Below are 20,635 nucleotides of genomic sequence, written 5' to 3' on the forward strand. Positions count from 1 at the left end.
ATTTGTAAATTGTTACTATAAATAAAGCAGTTTAGTCATTAAGAAAATACGGCCTACGATAACCAAAAATACCTTGTTGTAATAATTTTTGAGCATCGTAACGGCTTTTACTACCAAGCCCTTTTAATACAAAATTCAAACGAATACTCGAATCAAAAGTGGCTTGGGGTTGCCCAATTGACTGATTTAAATCAGTTTCAATTTGGCGATGGCCAGTAATTTGGAACGCCCAACAGCACGATTCATACTGTAATCCACTAAATACTTCAATACTGCGGTTATTATCAAGATCGCGATGGTAACTTGCAATAAATTGCCACTCGTCACTGATAGGGATGCTTGTAAATAAGCCCGCTTGCTCGATTGTATTTCCTGAGACATCATTTGCATAGCGATGGTTCAATTGAACCAGCTGATTATCGTCACCTTTATAGTCTAAGGTTAAATTTGACTGGATAATTTGCTTGCCATCGGTGTCGTACTGAATACCACCCGATAAATACCAGCGGCGGTGCCAATGTAACATGGTTTGCGCTGCAAACAAGGCATTGTAGTTACTATCGCTATTAAGCCCTTGCTCTGTAGGCTTGGCTGAATCACTTAAATAAAATATTTGGCCTGCGCTGAAGTTAAATACTTCTTCATTTTTCTTATCAAATAAACGCGTTGTAGCCCCGAGCGTAAATTGATTAGCTGCGGCAATTCGGTCAACACTTGAAAAACGCGCATCCCTGAATAAACCAAAAAAGTCATCTTGTAACTTGGTGGTATCGTATAAGCCAATTTCAGACTGATCTTTATTAGGCGTATATAAATACTGAATTTGTGGCTCTAGAGTTTGAATACCATCGTCGATAAAAATTGAGGTGTCGCGCTCAAAGTTAAGCTGAGAATATAAGCGCACTTTTGGCAAAGTACGCGAAACATTATCGCTATACTGTGTACCCTGTAAATCACCGTCTTGTTTATAGTTAGTTTGCAATAAGCTCACTTCAGATAAAAACGACCATGCATACTCTTTGTAATCAAAGCGTGCTTTAGGCTCTATATGCACACGAGTGGCTTGGTCAATTACCGCAGAGCTGTTAGTAAAATGGCTCAGCTCGCCTGAAACACTAAAATCGAAATAATCAATTTTCCAAGGGGTGGTTTGGGTAAAGCTAATTTGTGGTAACGCCGTGTATGATTCTAAGTGGTCACCGAGTACTTCAAAGTTTTGCACTTTTATATCAGTACGCCACATTTCGCCCATATGGGTTAGCGAGCCGGTACGATAAAGCTGCGTATCGGTTTTACTGACATAAGCGGAGTTTAAATCAGTTAGGTAGTTGTCATCACTAACATTGGTAATATCAATACTGGCTCGCCAGTCTTCACCAATATAACTTTTTTGTTGCCAATGAAACAAAAAACGCTCGTTAAGCTCAGGCTCTGAGTCATCTTGATTTAAATATTCTACAGCCACTAAACCTTGGTGCTCTGGGGTTAAATATCTAAATTCAGTTTGTAATTGTAGCCCCTTACGTGACATATAACGCGGGGTAATAGTGGCATCATAATTAGGGGCAATATTCCAATAATAAGGCGTAATCGTTTCTAACCCATAGCGATCTGAACTTGAAAAGCTGGGCGTTAATAAGCCTGACTTACGGCGCTCATCGAGTGGGAAAGTAAAATAAGGTAAATAGAGTACCGGCGTATCTAAAATACGTAGCACGGCATTGTAGGTTTCGCCCCAGCCTTCTTCACGTGATAAGTTTATTTCATCGGCTTCAATAGCCCACATAGGCGTATTACCTGGGCACGCAGTAAAGCTTGCATTCATCAGCATTAAGCCAGACTTATCGATGGTGAGCTTTTCCGCGCCGCCTTTGCCTTGTTGTTGTGTTAGGCTGTATTGTGCGCCTAATAAACTAAATGCTGAGTTGTTTAAATCGGCATTTAAGCCCGAACTTTGTACGTGGCTTACATAATCGCGATAGGTAATTGGGCCAGTGGCATTAAGCAGGCCACGTTGTTTATCAATCAGTGCTGATTGTGCGGACAAACTCATGTTAACGGTGTTAATATCAACATTGCCAGTAAATTCAGCGCTTTGTGTGCCTAAAAGCTCAACGTCATCAGCGCTGATATCAACCGTTCCAAGCTCAAGGCCAGCAAGCGGTTGCCAAGCTCTGGTTTGCATTGAAGTGCCACAAAAATTGTGTGTCAGTTCAGTTTCGGCAAGCGATGGTGCGCTCAGTACGCTTAGCATCAAAATGCCCCAGGTTTTGCTCATTTATCGACCTTTATGCTCTGTGATTAGTTACAAGCTATACATAATAAAGGAAAACAATGGCAAAGTAATTAGTGAAAAATAGATAGCTTATAAAATGACACGCTTTGAGAGTTTACAACAGTTTATTAATACTCACTTTGGTGAGCAATCCTATGCGCTTAATGCAATAACCGCAGATGCCAGTTTTCGCCGTTATTATAGGTTAAACGCTGAAAATAAAAACTTTATTGTGATGGACTCCGATCCAAAAAAAGTTAACAACGTCCCTTATATTGCATTAAACAAGGTGTTTTCTGAGCAGGGGTTTTTATTACCATCCATTATTCATAGTGACGAGCAGCAAGGTTTTTTTATTCTAAGTGATTTAGGTAGCACCCATTTAGCTGACTTGCTTGATGATGGCAATCGCAGCGAATATTACCAGCAACTGATCAGTTTAAGTGCCAAGTGGGCAAAAACTCCAGCCGCGCCGTCAATGAATCCGTATGACCGTGACTTTATTGCATTAGAGTTGGATATTTTTAAAAATTGGCTGGTTAATGATTTTATTAGCGCAGAGCTCAGCGCTGAGCAGCAACAGACTTGGCAAACAAGCACTGCGCTGCTAATAAATACACTGCTTGAGCAACCTACAGTCACAATGCACCGGGATTATCACAGTCGTAATATTATGCGCTGCGAGCAGCAATGGGCGATTATTGATTATCAAGACGCGGTACAAGGCCCATTATGTTATGACTTGGTCTCGCTTTTAAGAGATTGTTACTTTAAGTTGCCTAATGACGAGCTTACTCACTTACTCGAGTTTGGCTATGACGAATTTAAGCGCCAAGGCTTAATAACTAATGAGTCATTTGCACAATTTAAGTATTGGTTTGATTTAACCGGCTTGCAGCGCCATTTAAAAGCGGCGGGTATTTTTTGTCGTTTATATTTGCGTGATGGTAAACAAGGTTACTTAGCAAATATACTCCCTACACTTGAATACGTAATAGAGGTGGCGGCACAATATCCTGAGCTTAGCGACTTATCGGCTTTGATAAAAACTAGCGTGGTGCCAAAGGTGCAACAGCGGTTAAAAGAGGAACAACCATGAAGGCGATGATATTAGCCGCTGGGCGCGGTAAACGTATGATGCCGCTCACCGCAGAGTTACCTAAGCCTATGTTATGTGTAGCGGGAAAACCACTGATTGAGCATCATATTATGCGCCTAAAGGCTGCAGGTATTACTCAAATAATAATTAACCTTGCGTGGCAAGGAGATAAAATAAAAACCTATTTTGCTGATGGGCGCGCGTGGGGCGTGACTATAACCTATAGCCAGGAAGTAACTGGCGGGCTTGAAACTGCAGGCGGTATTATTCAAGCACTTCCTTTATTAGGTGAGTCATTTATTGTTATTAATGGGGATGTTTACAGCGACTACGATATTAGTGCATTAATGCAGCTACATTTACAGCCTAAAGAGGCGCACATTGTATTGGTTGAAAACCCTGCGCATAATCCTGATGGCGATTTTGCACTGAGCCACTTACCGACAAATAGCCAGCGATATACTTTTTCAGGGATAGGGCGTTATCAAGCTGACTTTTTTGAGGGGCTAGCCCCAGGCATTCGGCCATTAGGCCCTTTACTACGTGAAAAATTAAATGAACATTTAGTCTCCACTGAACTCTATATTGGCCAATGGGACGATATAGGCACACCAGAGCGTTTATCGGCTCTTAACCAACAATTAGCACCATAAGCTAAATATAAAACACTAGAGGTAAGTTTTAAAATGTGGGGAAAAATTCTCGGTTTCTGTTTTGGTTTTATGTTTGGCAAAATATTTGGTGCCATTTTAGGCTTATACCTAGGCCATATGTTTGATAAAAGCCTAAAAAAAGACTTTGATAAAGCTGGCGGCTTCTCTAACCTTTTTAAAGGCGATGATGTTAACGAACGCCAAGCGTTGTTTTTTTCGAGTTGCTTTGCGGTAATGGGGCATATTGCCAAGTCGAATGGCCGTGTTAGCGAAACCCACATTAAAGCAGCGACGCTGTTTATGGATGAAATGGGCTTAAAAGGCGAAGAGCGCCGTGAAGCGCAGCAGGCATTTCAATCGGGTAAAGATAGCGACTTTTCACTCAAAGATACGGTTTATGATTTTAAAGAACGTTTTGCTAAACGTTATGATTTACTGCAGTTATTTTTAGAAATTCAAATTCAAATGGCGTTTTCTGACGGGGTACTTGCTGCACAAGAAAAGCAATTACTGCAAGAAGTTAGTAAGCAGCTAGGTGTGTCTAAAGCACACTTTGCCTTTGTATTAAAACGTTATCAAGCAGAGTTTAACTTTAGGCAGCAACAACAGCGTTTTAAACAGCAGCAAAGTCAAAGTAGCAGCTACCGCGAAGGTTCAGGACATCATGTACCACCAAGTAATGATATGAACCGTTCGCAGGCATTGGCCTTATTAGGGTTAAATAAAGACGCGTCGCAACGTGATATTAAAGTAGCCTACCGAAAGCTTATGGCTCAGCACCATCCTGATAAGCTCGTATCGCAAGGTTTACCTAAGCATATGATGGAAGTCGCGGTTAAAAAAAGCCAAGATATTCAAGCCGCTTACGAGTATTTAAAAAAGGCGGCGTAAAAAACCGTCTATTTCTTTGCTTAGCCGTGCATGTTGCTGCGGCGCATCGCGTAATCCAAACAGCTGGCGCTGGCGGTAATCAAACTTTGCATTTCGATTAACCCAACGTTGGCGTTTTTTAAGATTCATTAAAATATCATTACTGTCTGTAGCAAAATAAATATCTAACAAAGCAGGGGTAACCAAAGATGTTATTTGGCTTAACTTTGCATTGCGTTTTGTATTAGGAAGGTAACTACTTAAACTAATGAAGGCGTTTATTTTTGAGTCTGAAAACTCAGCGTAATGCTCCAATAACACCCCAGCACTGGTGCCTTGTGCAATAACAACAATATTCTCAGACTCCATCGCAGCTTGTTGGTATAAAGCTTCGTAGCGAGCGAGTAGTTTTAACTTGTAATTGTCTACCACCTCAGTATTTACTTGCTCAACATAGTCGGCATGATGGGGCTGTTTTTGTGTACTGGTGTTTGGCTTAGTATTTGCGTTGGCTGTTTTATTATTTGTGCCCACGGAATTATTGGTCGTTTTTGCTGCATCATCTTGAGCTGCTTGCCAATCAATATCAGGAACTGTCATTGCATAAGAGGTATACCCGTAGTTATTCAGCTCTTTACGTAAGAAATTCATGCCTGCATTGTTTGTTGGCGTTGATTGCCAGTCAGGAATAAGTATTACAACACCTCTAAAGTCCGCACTCATATATTCACTGTATAAAGTTAAAAACTCAGTATCACCAGCTAAAATAGGCTTTACTTCATCACTTTGGGCTAGGCGAGAGATATCCGCATCAATATTTTTTGAAAAAGGAGGGGGAGCGATATACTCAGCACTAAGCGCTTGAAAACTGATTAACGTACAGCCAAGCACAAGAGTAGTAATAATGACTTTAAACATCTGCGTAATAAACATAATAAGCTTTTAATTTAAATCTTATTTATGTATCGGCGAAGTACTCTTAAAGTTTAGCTATTTACTGTAAATAGCTAAAAGATTAATCCGTGTTAAAACTCGCTCTCAGCTTCAAAAGTAAGTACTTGCTCCGTTACAGGGTGTTTGAGTTGTAGCATTTGTGCATGTAGCTGTAGGCGAGGTGCCGCAGCAAGTGCGTCTTTGTGAGCATATAAACGATCGCCTAAAATAGGGTGGCCTAAGCTTAACATGTGCACGCGCAGCTGATGTGAGCGCCCTGTAATAGGAATAAGCTCTACACGGGTTGCCTGTGCTTCACGTTCAAGGACTTTAAAATGAGTGAGCGAAGGTTTGCCATTGTCATGATCAACCATTTGCTTAGGACGATTCGGCCAATCACAAATAAGCGGTAAATCAACAGAGCCTGTTTCAGTTTCAATTTGCCCGTAAACACGTGCAATATAACGTTTTGCTGTTTCGCGCTCTTGAAATTGCATACTTAAATGCCGATGAGCGGCTTTGTTCATTGCTAAGCAAAGTATCCCTGAGGTAGCCATATCTAAACGGTGAACAATTTTAGCCGTAGGAAAAACACGGTTGACGCGATTAATTAAGCTATCAGCATGTTTTGGGTCTTTACCTGGGACGGTGAGTAATTCGCTAGGCTTATTTACAATAAGTAAATCATCGTCTTGAAACAGTATAGTTAAATACGGGCTCATAGGGGGATTGTAGTTAACTAACACAGCAGACCTCAGTGATTTTTAAGTGCGCTATTTTAGTGGAGTGAGGTCTTAGGCTCAAGTAAAAAGCGCGATATAAATATCGCGCTTTCTTTTTATACACACACGTTAGTAATCTTTAACTAACAACTAACAACTAACAACTAACAACTAACAACTAACAACTAACAACTGACAACTGACAGCTAGGGTCTCTAGTGCGAAACCACAATCAAACGAATCGCATCGAGTTTTAACTGCGCTTTTTCAATATGTGCGGTTAGCTCATTGCGTTGTTTATCGTAAAAGGTAATTTCCTCTTGGCGAATATTTGGATTAATTTGCTTCAGTGCAACTAATCGCTGTTGCTCTTCGTTTAACGATGTTTGCATTTTTACTAATGACTCAGCACGAATAACATCCAACTTTTGTTGCGCCATGTCTTTTGCGGTGTTGATCATTGGATGAACCGCACTTTGTAATGCACCTGCTAATTTACTCGCCGTTTGACGACCTACCGCAGATAGTTGCTGATTAAAGCCATCAAAACCAACATTTTCACCTAAGTTATTACTGCTCTTATCGAGTAAAATACGAATTGGCGTAGGGGGTAAAAAGCGACCCACTTGCAGGACTTTTGGTGCCATGGCTTCGGCAACAAATATTAGCTCAACAAAAAAGGTGCCTGGTGGTAACTTTTTGTTTTTAAGTAACGCTACCGATGAACTACCAAAATCATCATCACAAATCATATCCATAGTGCCTTGCACCATAGGGTGATCCCAACTAATAAAGTGCACATCTTCCTGAGAAAGCGCGGTATCACGGTCAAAGGTTACTGTCATTCCATCGTCTTTTAGCGATGGAAACGAAGCGTTTAACATGTGCTCAGTGGGTTTTAAAATAATGGTGTTTTCACCTTTATCTTCTTGGCTTACACCAAAGGTGTCGAACACGTTGATCATGTAGCTTGGCAGTTCAAACTGGTTATCGAGCTTTTCAATGTCAGCTACAAGTGAATCAGCAGCACCCTGTCCCGATGAATGTAGCTCTAGTAAGCGATCTCGGCCACTTTCCATTTGTTTGCGTAATACTGCATTTTTCTGTGCTACTTGCTCAAGGAGTGGATCTAGCTCATCTTCATCACAATTATGAGCTGCAATGTACTCAAGTAAATCTTCGCTAAACTCTTTATACAGCAACTGCCCAGTGGTTGATGTGCTTTCAAACGCATCTAAGCCTTCGTTATACCAACGCAGTAGTACTTCTTGGGCCGTGTTTTCAAAATAAGGCACGTGAATGTTCACATCTTGTGTTTGCCCTATACGGTCTAATCGACCAATACGTTGCTCAAGTAAATCGGGGTTGAGTGGTAAATCAAATAACACTAAGTGATGTGAAAACTGGAAGTTACGACCTTCTGAACCAATTTCTGAACACAGTAATATTTGTGCGTTATCGTATTCATCGGCAAAGAATGCCGCAGCGCGGTCACGTTCAATAATCGACATACCTTCATGGAACACAGACGCTTTAATTGCTTCGCGTTCACGTAATATTTGCTCAAGGCTAATTGCTGTTTCGGCTTTAGCACAAATAAGAAGTACTTTTTCACGCTTGAGTGTTTTTAGCGTTTCAATTAACCAATCTACGCGAGGGTCAAATAATCCCCAACTTGCGCTTTCACCTTCAAATTCTTGAAATATTTTTTCTGGGAAAAGTGCACGTTGCGCACTGAGCTCGGCATTTTGAATGCCACTCATATTACCCAGTACGGTCATTGCTGTTTTGTATTGCTTAGGTAATGCCATTGGGTAGGCATGTAATTTACGGCTAGGGTAGCCATCAATGCCACTGCGGCTATTTCTAAATAATATGCGCCCAGTGCCATGGCGATCCAGTAACATATTGAGTATTTCTTTGCGTGCAGCAAGGTCGCCTTGTTGGGCTTTTTCAAGGATATCAGTGATATCTGTTTCTTTTAATAGCTCAATTAATGTGGCTTTTGCGCTGTCATCCAGTGCTTGTTCTTGTAATAACTGATTAGCAGCTTCGGCAACGTCTTTGTAGTTTGCTTCTTCTTCTTTAAACACGTCATAGTCGTAAAAACGATCTGGATCGAGCAGTTGTAAACGAGCAAAATGACTACGATGACCCAGTTGGTCTGGCGTAGCGGTAAGAAGAATTAGGCCTGGAATATCTTGGCTCAGCTCAGCCATACGTTGGTATTCGGCACTGGGTTTATTGTTGTTAATGCTTAAATGATGCGCTTCATCGATTACTAATAAATCCCAGTCGGCCAAAGTAGCTTGTTCAAACCAGCGTTTTTTCTTGGTTAAAAACTCAAGGCTAGTAAGTACCAGTTGCTCGGTATCAAATACATTGGGTGAATCAGCAAACGCTTCGTCGCAGCGTTCTTCATCAAAAATTGAAAAACGTAAATTAAAACGGCGTAGCATTTCTACTAACCATTGGTGTTGTAAGTTCTCAGGCACAACAATAAGTACACGGCTGGCACGACCGGTGATAATTTGTTGATGTAAAATCATGCCCGCTTCGATGGTTTTACCTAAGCCTACTTCATCAGACAGTAATACACGCGGTGCAAAACGTTTACCGACTTCTTGAGCAATATAAAGCTGATGCGGAATAAGATTAGCGCGTTGACCAATTAAGCCTTTAATAGGTGACTGCTGACGTTCAAACTGATGTAACCAAGTTTGATAGCGCAAAGTATACCGATCAAAACGGTCCACTTGGCCTGCAAATAAGCGGTCTTGCGGTTTATTGAACTTGATAAAGTGATCTAAAAAAGTTTCTTTTAATTGTGCTTTTTCACCGTTATCAATACGTTCACCGTGATAGCACAGTAATTCGCCTTGTACTTCAATTGACTCAACTTGTAATTCCCACTCCTCAACGCTTCGGATCACATCACCAGGATTAAATGCTACGCGGGTTACCGGAGCTTCTGCAGAAGAATAAACACGGTTTTCACCACTGGCAGGAAATAAAATGCTGACCTGGCGGCCATCAATGGCAACAACGGTGCCTAATCCTAAATCTGACTCTGTGTCACTTATCCAACGCTGACCTAAGGAAAAATTCATGTATGTCTCGTCTATGAAGAAAAAGGCGGCTATGTTACCTGTTAGATAACACCACTGCAAGGCGCTATTTGCCTGACTTTTAATTAATTTTATAAGTATGAATTATTACCAACCCTAAGCGCTCATTAGTGCGTCGATTTTGTGGAAAATTCAAACTAAATGATATTTGTCATAAAACAGACTTTTATGACAAATAGACTAAACTCAAAATATACCTAAGTAATTAATCAAGTTTATTAGTAACCACTGATTAGTTTATTGGGTATAGCATAAAAATCATAAAACGTAAGGAAAGTACTATGGGAAAAGCTTCAAATTTTGATAGTAAAATGTATGTGCTAGATACCAATGTATTACTTCACGAACCCCTCGCGTATTTGTCATTCCAAGAGCACCAAGTGGTTATCCCAATGACCGTATTGGAAGAACTTGATCATATAAAAGATAGAAAACACGATGTGAGCCGCGATGCGCGAGTGGCTATTCGTGGCCTTGATGGGGTGTTGAGTCAGGCAACTCCTGAACAAATGTTACAAGGTGTGGCGCTGCCAAGGAATAAACAAGGCGGATCGACAGGCAGCTTAATTATTGTAAACGACCATTTATTTGCCGATTCTATTTCTGGTTTGCCGGGCAATGAAAACGACCACCGTATTATTAATTGTGCGGTGCATTTACAAAACCAGCACAGCGATAAAAAAGTCATATTAGTAACTAAAGATATTAACATGCGCTTAAAAGCCAAAGGGGCGGGGCTTAAATATGTTGAAGACTATCGTACTGATCAGTTAATTGACGATATTGATTTACTCACCAGTGGTTATAAAAAAATTGAGGGCGATTTTTGGCAGCATGTTGGCGAGTGTAATACTGAGCAACACGGACGTGAAACAGTTCATCATATCCCTAAAGATTTAATTCCTGATGTGTTTTGTAATGAATATTTACTTGATGATGGCGATCAGTTTGCCGCTAGAGTTAAATCGTATGATGGTGAGCATATTACCATTAAAGATATTGGCGCAGAGCGATTGATGCATCAAAGTGCATGGGGAATAAAACCAAAAAATATTTACCAAGCAATGGCTATTGATGCCTTGCTCGACACGTCTATTGAGCTTGTTATTTTAACCGGTCCAGCGGGATGTGGTAAAACTTTACTGGCACTTGCGTGTGCGCTAGAGATGGTGATTGAAAAAGGTATTTACGACAAAGTCATTGTAACCCGTAATACCCCTGAAATTGCAGAATCAATTGGCTTTTTGCCTGGTACCGAGGAAGAAAAAATGGCGCCTTGGTTGGCTGCCATAACCGATACCTTGGAGGTGCTGCATAAAGGTGATGAAAACCCAATTTCGAGCCGTAATTACATTATGGAAAAAGCCAACATTCAGTTTAAGTCGGTGAACTTTATGCGCGGACGCAGTATTCAAAATGCGGTGGTGATTTTAGATGAAAGCCAAAACTTAACAGCTTCTCAGCTAAAAACCATTATTACCCGCTGCGGAGAAGGAACAAAATTAATTTGTACTGGGAATTTGGCACAAATAGACAGTAATTATTTAACGGCGGTTACTTCGGGGCTTACCTATATTGTAGAGCGGTTTAAGCACTTTGAAGGTGGCGCTACCGTAAATCTTAATGGGGTAGTACGTAGTCGACTGGCTTCGTTCGCCGAGGAAAATTTATAACTTGCGCTTAACATCTTGGCTCTATAGTCTACAGTTTGATTTTTGAGCTAATAATTAGGTAGGTCGTTGAATTTTTTACCGCTAAAACATTATCATCGCTCTGTTTTTGTGGCGTTAGCAATCCCTTTATTGGTGGCCTCTTTTTTGTGTTTGCATTTTTATGATATAAAAATGGACCGTGCAATAACAAAAAAGACCACCGATTTTAGTGCGTTATCGGCGCAGCTTGACCATGATATGCAAGCCATGGACGATTTACTTAATGCGATGTTTATTATGTATGACAAACACGCCCCACAACCAGCGAATCATGCCTTCACAAAAAACATTAATCAATACGAGCATTATTATTATAGCCAGATAGCACATTTTAATGGCGAAATAGTAGGAAAAGGCCAATTCAGCTATTCCGAACAGGCATTATCACGCTGGCAAAAAGTCATGTCGCTGGCTCCGTCTTTCAATACTGCTTTAGCGCTGCTTTCGTCGTTGCATTCTGTAGCCTATGTTGATGAGCGCGGCTTTGCTTATTTAGCTCGGCGTAACAATACACAAAGTTATATTTTAACGCAGGTACTTAATGGCGACTTTAAACCTTTACCTTCAGCGAACAAACTCACTTCAAGTGCCGTTATTAAAGTAGACAATAACGCATATTTTGCAGTTGGCCGACAGCGAGAGCTTAACTCCTCAGATTATATTGTTTTAATATATGACTTACAGGCTATTTCTAGTTGGTTGAAAAAAATAACCTCAAAGCAAGGCGAGTATGTTTTTATCAACCAAGAGAATGAAATTATTGCCAGTTCACAGCAGCCAATTAATCAAGCCATAAAGTTATCGACCTATTGGCCTAATATTAATAGCCCCTCACAAAAGAGTAATGCGCGAGCAGACTCATTATTTTTAATTCAGCCTTCAAAAAAGAACCCTATTCATCTGGCGTTTCTTGCTGACAAGCACACTCTCTCAAGCGGTATTGTGTATGAAGTATTGATAGAGTTTATTTCGTTAGCCTTATTTTTATGTTTGATGTTTTACATCTTTTTTTGGTTAAGCAAACGTATATTTATCAAACCCATGACCGAGTTGATGCGTTATTTAGAGCATCATAACAATGACAATAGCGGGTATTTAAATTACCAAATACCGTTAAACTGGCAACCTTGGTTTGCTCGGGTAAAAGCTATTTTTGCGAAAAATGAGCATTTAGTTATTTCTTTGCAAAATGCTAATCAAAAGTTAGATGATCAAGTACAGCAACAATCGCAAAAGCTAAAACATAGCGACCAAGCAAAAGAGCGTCATTTAGCGTTATTAAACACAGTACTTAATAGCGTGCCTGATTTTATTTATTTTAAAAATACAGAAGGCATTTTTTTAGGCTGTAATAAAGCGTTTGAGTTGTTTATTGGAAAAACTCAAGGTGAACTCCTTGGGCAGCAAATACACAACATAAGTAACGAGTATGAACAAATTAGTTTGCTGGAATATCAAGTATTACAGCATAAAATGCAAATTCAGCAGCGCATAGATGTTGCTGAGCGAACTTATCAGTTAACCATTGCTCCCTTTTACAATGAACAGCAGCAATTATTAGGAACTATGGGGGTTGGCCGTGATATTACAGAACAACAACATACTTTGTATGCATTAAAAGAGTCTGAATCTATATTTAGAAGCGCAATTGAATTTGCCGCAAATGGGGTGTTTTTACTCTCGCTTGAGTACGCTATTTTACAGGTAAACAAAGCCGCACGAAAATTATTTTCCAAGCATGATAAATTAACCGATACTCCTTTTTATGCGCTTTTTAATGATACGCAATGGCAGGAGCTTGAAGCATTACTACAGCAATTATTAAATAATAAAAAAAGGGTGTTTCACTTAACCTTGGCTCATACCCAATTAAATGCCTGGTTACAGTTGAGTATGTCGTTAATTTGGAATGAAAATAGTCAGCCGCTTTATTATGTTATTCATATTCAAGATGTTACAGAACTTACCAAAGCCAAAGATGATGCAGAGCGTGCCACGTTAGCTAAAAGCCGTTTTATTGCTAATTTAAGCCACGAAATACGCACCCCCCTCAATGCCGTGTTGGGATTATTGGATATGCTCGCAGAGCACGGGTTAACACAGCGGCAAATTCAACAAACTAGCCAAGCAAAATATGCGGCCAATAATTTGTTGCAGATGCTAAATAGTATGCTTGATTTTGCCCGCGTTGAAAGTAAAGAAGCAACGCTGCAATTAGCGCCATTGTGCTTAGTTGATTTGATTGATACCTGCGAAAGTTTAATTTTACCTTTATGCCAAACAAAACAGATACAGCTAAAAATCGACATAGACTCGCAAATTTCTCCATTTTTAGTCGGCGATACAATTCGTTTGCAACAAGTATTAGGTAACTTACTTACCAATGCCGTTAAGTTTACCAATAAAGGCAGTGTGACATTAAAAATGACATTACAGCCGAGCCAGAGCCATACAGAGCAGCGTATTTGTTTTCAGGTTATCGATACGGGAGTGGGGATTGCTCAAGCGGATCAACGCCGTTTATTTGATGCCTTTACACAAGGTGATGAATCATCTACTCGCTTGCATCAAGGGGTTGGCTTAGGCCTGGCAATTGTAAAGCATAGTGTGGCATTAATGGGAGGTGAAATTGCACTCAGTAGTGATAAAGGCCATGGCTGTCATTTTTACTTCACGCTTGATTTAGCGACAGATACCGAGAAATCAGCAAACTTTACAGATAGACTATTACTGATCACCAGCGCGAAGAGTCAGTTGCTTAATCAGGTTATTACCGCGCATCCTTTTTTCAATAATCAAGCTCTTGAAATAGTCGTAACTGATCCTGATTGTTTGCAACAAGCGCATACCATTGTAATCGATGCTGATGACGTACCTGCCTTTCTCACGTCAGCAATAAAAGCAGTATTACACACTCGTACTACTTCACTCATCGTTATAGAGCACTCGCAACCGAGTCAGCTTTCAATAAATGACTCTTTTATTAGCCAGTATTTACCGCGCAGTGCACTGGCGCAGCGGTTACTTAGTTTAACCCCTGAAAAGTTAAAGAAAGTAACTCAATATAAAGCGGATAAACCACAGGAAGAAATAGCGGGAACCTTAGTATTAGCCATAGATGATAACCCGCTCAATCTCGACATTATTAGCAGTATATTGTGTAAAGCCGAAGTGAATGTTGTGACTGCTAGTGATGCTAAACAGGGGGTTGAATGGGTGAATATATTGCGCCCCGATTTAGTTTTAATGGATATTCAAATGCCGGGTATTGATGGCTATCAAGCAACCCAAATAATACGCCAACAGTTTGACGTCCAGCAATTGCCTATTTTTGCATTAACTGCACATTGTGAGCCTGCCGATATTGCACGTTCATTGAATAGTGGTATGAATAAACATTTAACTAAGCCCGTGGTTGCGCCTATTTTATTTGCATCGATAGCTGATTTAGGCATATCTAAGCCTTGCTTTTTTGATAAAACCTTCGCTTTGACACAGTTCAATGATGATGAGAAGCTATTGCAAAGCATGCTTACTAAGTTAGCGGTGTTAAGTGAGTCATATTCAGCTGAGCTTCAAAAAGACATACCTACTATTGAAATGGTACGCTTAGTGCATAGTCTAAAAGGGATAGCAGGAAACTTAGGGTTTAACCGATTGTTGTTATGTGCTCAACATACTGAGCAATTGTTAAAAGTGGGCGACAAGAGCGCCAATGCTGCAATTAAAGAGCTGATAATACAGTTAAAACAAGTTCATATTTATATAAAAATTTTAGATGTAAGCAATGATAAATAAAGCAAAAATATTAATTGTAGATGACGATGCGCTTAACCGAATCATTTTAGAAAAAACCTTAAGCGATGAGCATGATGTTTACTTAGTGACAAGCGGTGAAGACGCGCTGGCGTTTGTTAAACACACGCAAGTAGACTTAATCATTTTAGATATCATGATGCCTGGTATGAATGGTTATGAAGTACTCGTACAGCTAAAAGAGAACAGTATAAGCCAGGCTATTCCTATTATTTTTATCTCTGCAAACAACCGTCATGAAGATGAGGCAAAGGGGCTAGAGCTCGGCGCAATGGATTATATTGGTAAGCCATTTAGTGCCGCTATTGTGAAAGTTAGAGTGCGGAACCAGTTATTAATTAAGCAAAAAAATGATTTGCTAGAAATGCTTGCCTCTATTGATGGCTTAACAGAAATACCCAATAGACGTTATTTAGATGAGAACTTAGAAAGAGAGTGGCGTAGAAGTAAGCGTAACAACTCTCCTTTGTGCGTTTTACTCATAGATATTGATCATTTTAAACGTTATAACGACTACTATGGCCACCGAGCTGGAGACGAATGTTTAAAAACAGTGGCAAAAACGTTAGCCGCGCAATGTGAGCGTGGCGGTGATTTTGTTGCGCGTTACGGCGGTGAAGAATTTGTGGCCGTATTACCAGAAACCAATCAGCAAGGTGCAATCGTTTTTGCCAACAAGTTACGTAACGCCGTTAATGATTTGAATATTGAACATAATGCGTCTTTAAACGCTACACATGTCACCATTAGCATCGGTATTGCTTCTAGTGAGAGTAGCCAAGCTTACACTGAAAAAGCATTGTTAGAAGAAGCTGACTCCGGTTTGTATAATGCGAAAAAGTTAGGGCGCAATCAAATTAGCGCCCAATAAATGCTGTAGTTACTTAGTTTGTCAGCATTTGCAGTGCTGAGGCACCAATACCAACTAATTTATCATTTTTAAATACCAACGGTGTGCATTCATCTTTAGTCATTTTACCATCTGAATGGATGCTGTGCGTTGCATAAAATAAGACTTGGTAAACATCCTCTTCTTTTTTGAGTAATTCGGTGAAGTCAGGTGTTTTTAGGGTTTTTAATACCGACTGATAAGAGCTATCCATTGCCAAGCCTGAAATAATTTCACGATTATTCTTATGTGTTGCTTGCCAGCTAGAAGAACTATTACCAGCCCAATGACCTTCCGCTTCGCCATCGGATACAGCAATAACACAGCCAGTTAAAAAAGGAGCGGTGAGGGCGGCGATTAAAAGCGTTTTTTTCATTTTTTATTATCCTAGATGATTAATTACAGACTTTAGAGCAAAGACTAGGCCAGTTTTTTAATCTTTAAAAATCAATTGCTTATTTTTAAAGTGATTTTTGAGTTAGTGGCTTTTTTAAGAAATAAAATTAAAAAGCCACTTTTTAGTTATTTTGACTAACTTAATTTAACGGCATTAAACCAAGCGATTACGCGACTCTTGTTGACTAAATGCAGCGATATTTAAACTCACTTCTTTAACCAAGCGCACAATAGATTCGGTACTGGCCCACGCGATATGTGGGGTTAGTAGTAAGTTATCTCCCGTGTAATTGGCCAGTGGATTGTTGTGCTCAGCAGGCTCTTTAGTTAGTACGTCAACACCTGCACCAGCAATCACATTGGTTTTTAAGGCTTGTGCTAAGTCGGCTTCGTTAATGATCCCCCCGCGCGCGGTGTTAATAATAAGCGCAGTTGGTTTCATCATTTTTAATTCATTAAGCGTAATTAAGTCACGCGTTTCATCATTAAGTGGGCAATGTACGCTGATAATATCCGCTGTTTTTATTGCAGTTTCAAAAGGCGTGCGTCCTTGGCGACACTCAGCACCTTTGCGCTCTGCAACAATGACATGAGCACCAAAGGCTTCAGCCACTTTAGATACAGCATTGCCCAGAGTTCCCCCACCAATAATGGCTAATGTTTTACCTTGAATGTCATTAAAGCTGTAATCAAGGCGACAAAACATGTCACTTTTTTGCCATGCGCCTTGTTGGCAGTCCGCTTGGTAGCGATGAGTATTGCCTAATAAGTTAGTAATTAACGAAAAGGTATGCTGCACAACCGAGGGGGTTGAATAACCAGCAACATTGGTTACCGCAATGCCTAAATCTTTCGCGGCATTTAAATCAACATTATTGGTGCCGGTGGCACTAACACAAATAAGTTTGAGTGATGTTAATTGTGCCATGGTGTCACGATTAATCACTACTTTATTGGTGATTAACACCTCTGCATTTTGGCTATGTGCTAGCACTTGCTCTGGGCTAGTTAGCTGATGCACGGTAAGCTTTCCCAGTGCTGAGATACAATCAAGTGAGGTGTTTGCCAGTGTGGCGTTATCAAGAATTGTTATGTTCACGGTGTGTCCTAATAGTGTATGTGTTAAGGGAATAATAACCCCTGTACGCAAAATGCTTGTGATAAAAAGAGTATCATCTATTTGAATGTTATTGGGTTTATCATGTTGCGTTTACATTAGCAGTTGTAGAGCCATATTTAAATGTGGTCTGCCCACTGACGGTTAACTTGCATGTTATTATGATCAACTGCCTTGCTAAGTTAACTTGAACAAAGTGCTGTTAGTAGGGTCTACCCATTTAAATTAATAATTAATAGCCATAGTTTATACGTATGCGTTGTTAGCAAGACAGCTTGGCTCGGCGTTAAACTATAACGCTATGAAAACTCAGTAAATCGAACTTTAGTATTGCTAGTTTCGTATTTTTGATTGAGTTATAATCAAAATCAGACACAGCGGGGCGTTTTAACGCGCCGTTTTTAACTTTGTAGATGCAGTAAATGATTGAATTAGAAGATAAGTACGCAGATATAAGACCTTACAATGACGATGAAGTTGCTGCCTCATTAGCGCGATTAATTAACGATAATGCGTTTATTGATGTAATTGCAAAATACAATTTGCCACGCTTTATATCCGCAGTTGGGTTTTTAGCACGCGCTATAATAAAGCATCAGTTGCGCAAAAAGTGGGGCAAAGTTAAAACGGTTGAAGATGTACAAAATGAAGTGGCACATTACTTAAATAAATTAATAAAACGTACCACCTCAAAAGTCACTTTTTCTGGCTTAGAAGACTTAGACCCTAATCAAGCCTATCTTTTTGTTTCAAACCACAGAGATATTGTACTTGACCCTGCACTGGTTAATTGGGGCTTATTCCAGCATAAAATGAAAACAGTGAGAATTGCGATTGGCGATAACTTGCTGCAAATTCCTTACATTACTGAGCTTATGCGCTTAAATAAAAGTTTTATTGTGAAACGCTCAGCAAAAGCCCCAAAAGAGATGTTAAAAGCGCTGACTCAGTTATCGGCTTATATTTATGATTCACTCAGTAGCGGGCACTCAATTTGGATTGCACAAAAAGAAGGGCGCGCTAAAGATGGGGTTGATGAAACTGATCCTGCGCTTTTAAAAATGTTGCAACTTAATGGCCGTAAACAAAAGAAAGAATTTGGCGAATACATTAAAGAGCTCAAAGTGGTGCCGGTTGCAATCTCTTACCAATACGAACCATGTGCAATTGCCAAGGCAAAAGAGCTATATCATAAACAACATCATGGCAAGTATGTTAAATCGGCGGGTGAAGATATTGCCAGCATTGTTGAAGGGTTTAGTTCAGCCAAAGGGCATGTGCATTTATCGTTTGGTCAGCCCATTGAGTCAGGTTGTGACAGTGCCGATGAACTGGCAAAAACCATTGATAAGCAAATTATTGATTCGTTTTACTTACACCCAGGCAACTTTATTGCTGCTGGCTGCACTGAGGCGGTGATCAATAAAAATGACGCAGCACAGTTTGAAGAACGTTTGGCCAAGGTGCCAGAAGAGTTAAGGGCTTTGGTTTTAGCTATGTATGCCAAGCCATTTCATCGAAAAACACAAGTAGATGAACAAAGCTGTGAGCAGTAATTAACAGTTTAAGCTAACAACAAAGCAGCAATTTATTTGCTGCTTTTTTTTTGCACAAAAATAGCGCTATACTCAGGCTATGCTTTTAATACCGGAGGGTAAAATGCAACAAATTGAAATATTTGATATTCCTAGCCCTTGTAAAGGTATTTGCTTAGTTAATAATCGCGGTTATTGCAAAGGCTGCTATCGCAGTCGCGATGAACGTTTTTCTTGGAATTCGTTAACGAATTCCCAAAAGAAAAAAGTATTGAGTTTATGCCAGCAGCGCTATAAACGTTACTTACAGCAAAAAAATAAAGTGGCACAATCATCACCGCAAGCAGATCAACAAGGTTTTGATTTTTAAAACTGTAGGTTGTATTTTGACCTGAGTTTTGCAACTGTGCCGTTATTGTGTAACTTATCCAGTGTTGCTTCTAGCTGGGGAACAATATCCGCATGACTGTTATGTAAATAATGATAAAGCGGGTAGGTAGCAACCACTTGTTTTTCATAGCAGCCCAAAGAGGGAGGAATGGTTTTATTTGCCATCGCAAAATCAATAAGTAACGCTCCTTGTACTTTTTTCTGGATCAGTAAGTTAAGCTGCGTATTATCACTTTTAACTTCAATTACCTTACCTTGAAAATCAATACTGTCTAAATATCGCTGTTGCACAGGGTAACTGGCAATAATGGCAATGCTATCTATGGTTTTAGTGGAGCTGGGCTCACAGTGTTTATAAAGCTCAAGGTTAAATTTAAAGAGTGGATAGTTAACTCGAATTAAATTTTTATAGGCACTTTCAATACTGATATCGCGAGCAAGCTGCCCATCCAACATGCCATTATCCGCTGCAAATAATGCATTTTGACGATTAAAATCGACAATATTTAGTTTAAAGCCTATATCTGCATAGGCCAATTGTAATAGCTCAATGGTATAGTTTGCTTGTTGAGTGTTTTGCGGGCGATTAAATGTGTAGCTATAACTGTGCGCAAAAGACATATTACTAAAAACTAAGCACAGTAATACCAGCAATCCGTTAAAGCGTTTAAGCACGTCAGTATTTCCAATTAATTGCGGCAAGATAATAAGCGGCTATAGTAACAAATTGTCTGTCTTTTGCACAGTTTGCATTAGTAATCTTGCAAAAGTTACCACGGCAAGATCATTATAAATTGAACTTATAGAATATGTAGTGATCAGATCAAGGCATAATAATCACCTTGGTCACGTAAAATATGAGCGCTACTTTTCTGAAACACTTTAATTCAATTACCGATCCTCGCATTGAACGCTGTAAAAAGCATGAGCTTATCGATATTCTCCTTTTAGCCATTAGTGCAGTAATCTCCGGTGCACAAGGATGGGAGGATATTGAAGATTTTGGGCATCTAAAACTTGATTGGTTAAAAAGATATGGCGCTTTCAACGCGGGTATTCCAAGACACGACACCATAGCCCGTGTCATTTGTCGGTTAAAA

General features: G+C 39.8%; 16 protein-coding genes. 9 read left to right on the plus strand and 7 right to left on the minus strand.

Annotation, left to right across the window (positions count from 1 at the left end; translation table 11 throughout):
• Positions 1 to 31: 31 nt before the first annotated feature.
• On the minus strand, positions 32 to 2,278 hold the full coding sequence (gene lptD / locus AAEY57_RS01230) for an LPS assembly protein LptD (protein WP_076921930.1): 2,247 nt from the start codon (positions 2,276 to 2,278) through the stop codon (positions 32 to 34).
• 94 nt (positions 2,279 to 2,372) lie between these two features.
• On the opposite strand from lptD, the gene AAEY57_RS01235 reads away from it, so the two are divergent.
• The 3 genes from AAEY57_RS01235 to djlA are packed head-to-tail and all read left to right on the plus strand — an operon-like array spanning position 2,373 to position 4,918.
• Entirely contained in the window at positions 2,373 to 3,374 is a 1,002-nt protein-coding gene (locus tag AAEY57_RS01235) for an aminoglycoside phosphotransferase family protein (RefSeq protein ID WP_008113214.1), read from the plus strand.
• A complete protein-coding gene (gene murU / locus AAEY57_RS01240) occupies positions 3,371 to 4,027 on the plus strand; it encodes an N-acetylmuramate alpha-1-phosphate uridylyltransferase MurU (protein WP_008113213.1) in 657 nt (218 codons plus the stop codon). Before AAEY57_RS01235 ends, murU begins: the two co-directional genes overlap by 4 nt.
• A 33-nt stretch (positions 4,028 to 4,060) precedes the next feature.
• Positions 4,061 to 4,918, plus strand: a complete 858-nt coding sequence (djlA, locus tag AAEY57_RS01245) for a co-chaperone DjlA (protein ID WP_008113211.1) — start codon at positions 4,061 to 4,063, stop codon at positions 4,916 to 4,918.
• On the opposite strand, the gene AAEY57_RS01250 is transcribed toward djlA, so the two are convergent.
• From AAEY57_RS01250 to rapA, 3 genes are all read right to left on the minus strand, one after another.
• Positions 4,901 to 5,830, minus strand: coding sequence for a DUF3530 family protein (locus tag AAEY57_RS01250; RefSeq protein ID WP_008113209.1), 930 nt, complete (start codon positions 5,828 to 5,830; stop codon positions 4,901 to 4,903). The two genes, djlA and AAEY57_RS01250, sit on opposite strands and share 18 nt — an antisense overlap.
• Before the next feature lie 92 nt (positions 5,831 to 5,922).
• Positions 5,923 to 6,576, minus strand: a complete 654-nt coding sequence (rluA, locus tag AAEY57_RS01255; RefSeq protein WP_350605813.1) for a bifunctional tRNA pseudouridine(32) synthase/23S rRNA pseudouridine(746) synthase RluA — start codon at positions 6,574 to 6,576, stop codon at positions 5,923 to 5,925.
• Between the two features lie 191 nt (positions 6,577 to 6,767).
• Positions 6,768 to 9,662 carry an RNA polymerase-associated protein RapA gene (gene rapA, locus AAEY57_RS01260; protein ID WP_350605815.1) on the minus strand — a complete coding sequence of 965 codons (2,895 nt, stop codon included), beginning with the start codon at positions 9,660 to 9,662 and terminating at the stop codon, positions 6,768 to 6,770.
• A 299-nt stretch (positions 9,663 to 9,961) separates the two neighbouring features.
• On the opposite strand from rapA, the gene AAEY57_RS01265 reads away from it, so the two are divergent.
• The 3 genes from AAEY57_RS01265 (at position 9,962) to AAEY57_RS01275 (ending at position 16,079) form a co-directional block, all read left to right on the plus strand.
• The gene (locus tag AAEY57_RS01265) at positions 9,962 to 11,353 is read left to right on the plus strand and encodes a PhoH family protein (protein ID WP_350605818.1); all 1,392 of its coding nucleotides are present in this window, start codon (positions 9,962 to 9,964) and stop codon (positions 11,351 to 11,353) included.
• 66 nt (positions 11,354 to 11,419) lie between these two features.
• Complete coding sequence (locus AAEY57_RS01270; RefSeq protein WP_350605820.1) at positions 11,420 to 15,190, plus strand: ATP-binding protein; 3,771 nt, start codon at positions 11,420 to 11,422, stop codon at positions 15,188 to 15,190.
• Entirely contained in the window at positions 15,180 to 16,079 is a 900-nt protein-coding gene (locus AAEY57_RS01275; protein ID WP_350605822.1) for a GGDEF domain-containing response regulator, read from the plus strand. The genes AAEY57_RS01270 and AAEY57_RS01275 overlap by 11 nt, the downstream gene beginning before the upstream one ends.
• A 13-nt stretch (positions 16,080 to 16,092) precedes the next feature.
• On the opposite strand, the gene AAEY57_RS01280 is transcribed toward AAEY57_RS01275, so the two are convergent.
• Positions 16,093 to 16,473, minus strand: a complete 381-nt coding sequence (locus tag AAEY57_RS01280; RefSeq protein WP_013465869.1) for a DUF3192 domain-containing protein — start codon at positions 16,471 to 16,473, stop codon at positions 16,093 to 16,095.
• A 174-nt stretch (positions 16,474 to 16,647) separates the two neighbouring features.
• Positions 16,648 to 17,592, minus strand: coding sequence for a D-2-hydroxyacid dehydrogenase (locus AAEY57_RS01285; RefSeq protein WP_138563572.1), 945 nt, complete (start codon positions 17,590 to 17,592; stop codon positions 16,648 to 16,650).
• A gap of 440 nt (positions 17,593 to 18,032) precedes the next feature.
• Here AAEY57_RS01285 and AAEY57_RS01290 point away from each other — a divergent pair, with 440 nt between their 5' ends.
• Entirely contained in the window at positions 18,033 to 19,166 is a 1,134-nt protein-coding gene (locus AAEY57_RS01290) for a 1-acyl-sn-glycerol-3-phosphate acyltransferase (protein WP_138563574.1), read from the plus strand.
• A 103-nt stretch (positions 19,167 to 19,269) separates the two neighbouring features.
• Positions 19,270 to 19,515, plus strand: coding sequence for a DUF1289 domain-containing protein (locus AAEY57_RS01295; protein WP_013465866.1), 246 nt, complete (start codon positions 19,270 to 19,272; stop codon positions 19,513 to 19,515).
• Here the strand turns inward: AAEY57_RS01295 and AAEY57_RS01300 are convergent.
• Positions 19,512 to 20,237 carry a transporter substrate-binding domain-containing protein gene (locus AAEY57_RS01300; protein WP_262977243.1) on the minus strand — a complete coding sequence of 242 codons (726 nt, stop codon included), beginning with the start codon at positions 20,235 to 20,237 and terminating at the stop codon, positions 19,512 to 19,514. The two genes, AAEY57_RS01295 and AAEY57_RS01300, sit on opposite strands and share 4 nt — an antisense overlap.
• Positions 20,238 to 20,392: 155 nt before the next feature.
• Here AAEY57_RS01300 and AAEY57_RS01305 point away from each other — a divergent pair.
• Positions 20,393 to 20,635 (plus strand): transposase family protein (locus tag AAEY57_RS01305; protein ID WP_350605828.1); only part of this gene is annotated, 243 nt, incomplete at its 3' end.

It is taken from the genome of Pseudoalteromonas sp. MER144-MNA-CIBAN-0113 (assembly GCF_040308965.1).
Taxonomy (GTDB): Bacteria; Pseudomonadota; Gammaproteobacteria; order Enterobacterales; family Alteromonadaceae; genus Pseudoalteromonas; species Pseudoalteromonas tetraodonis.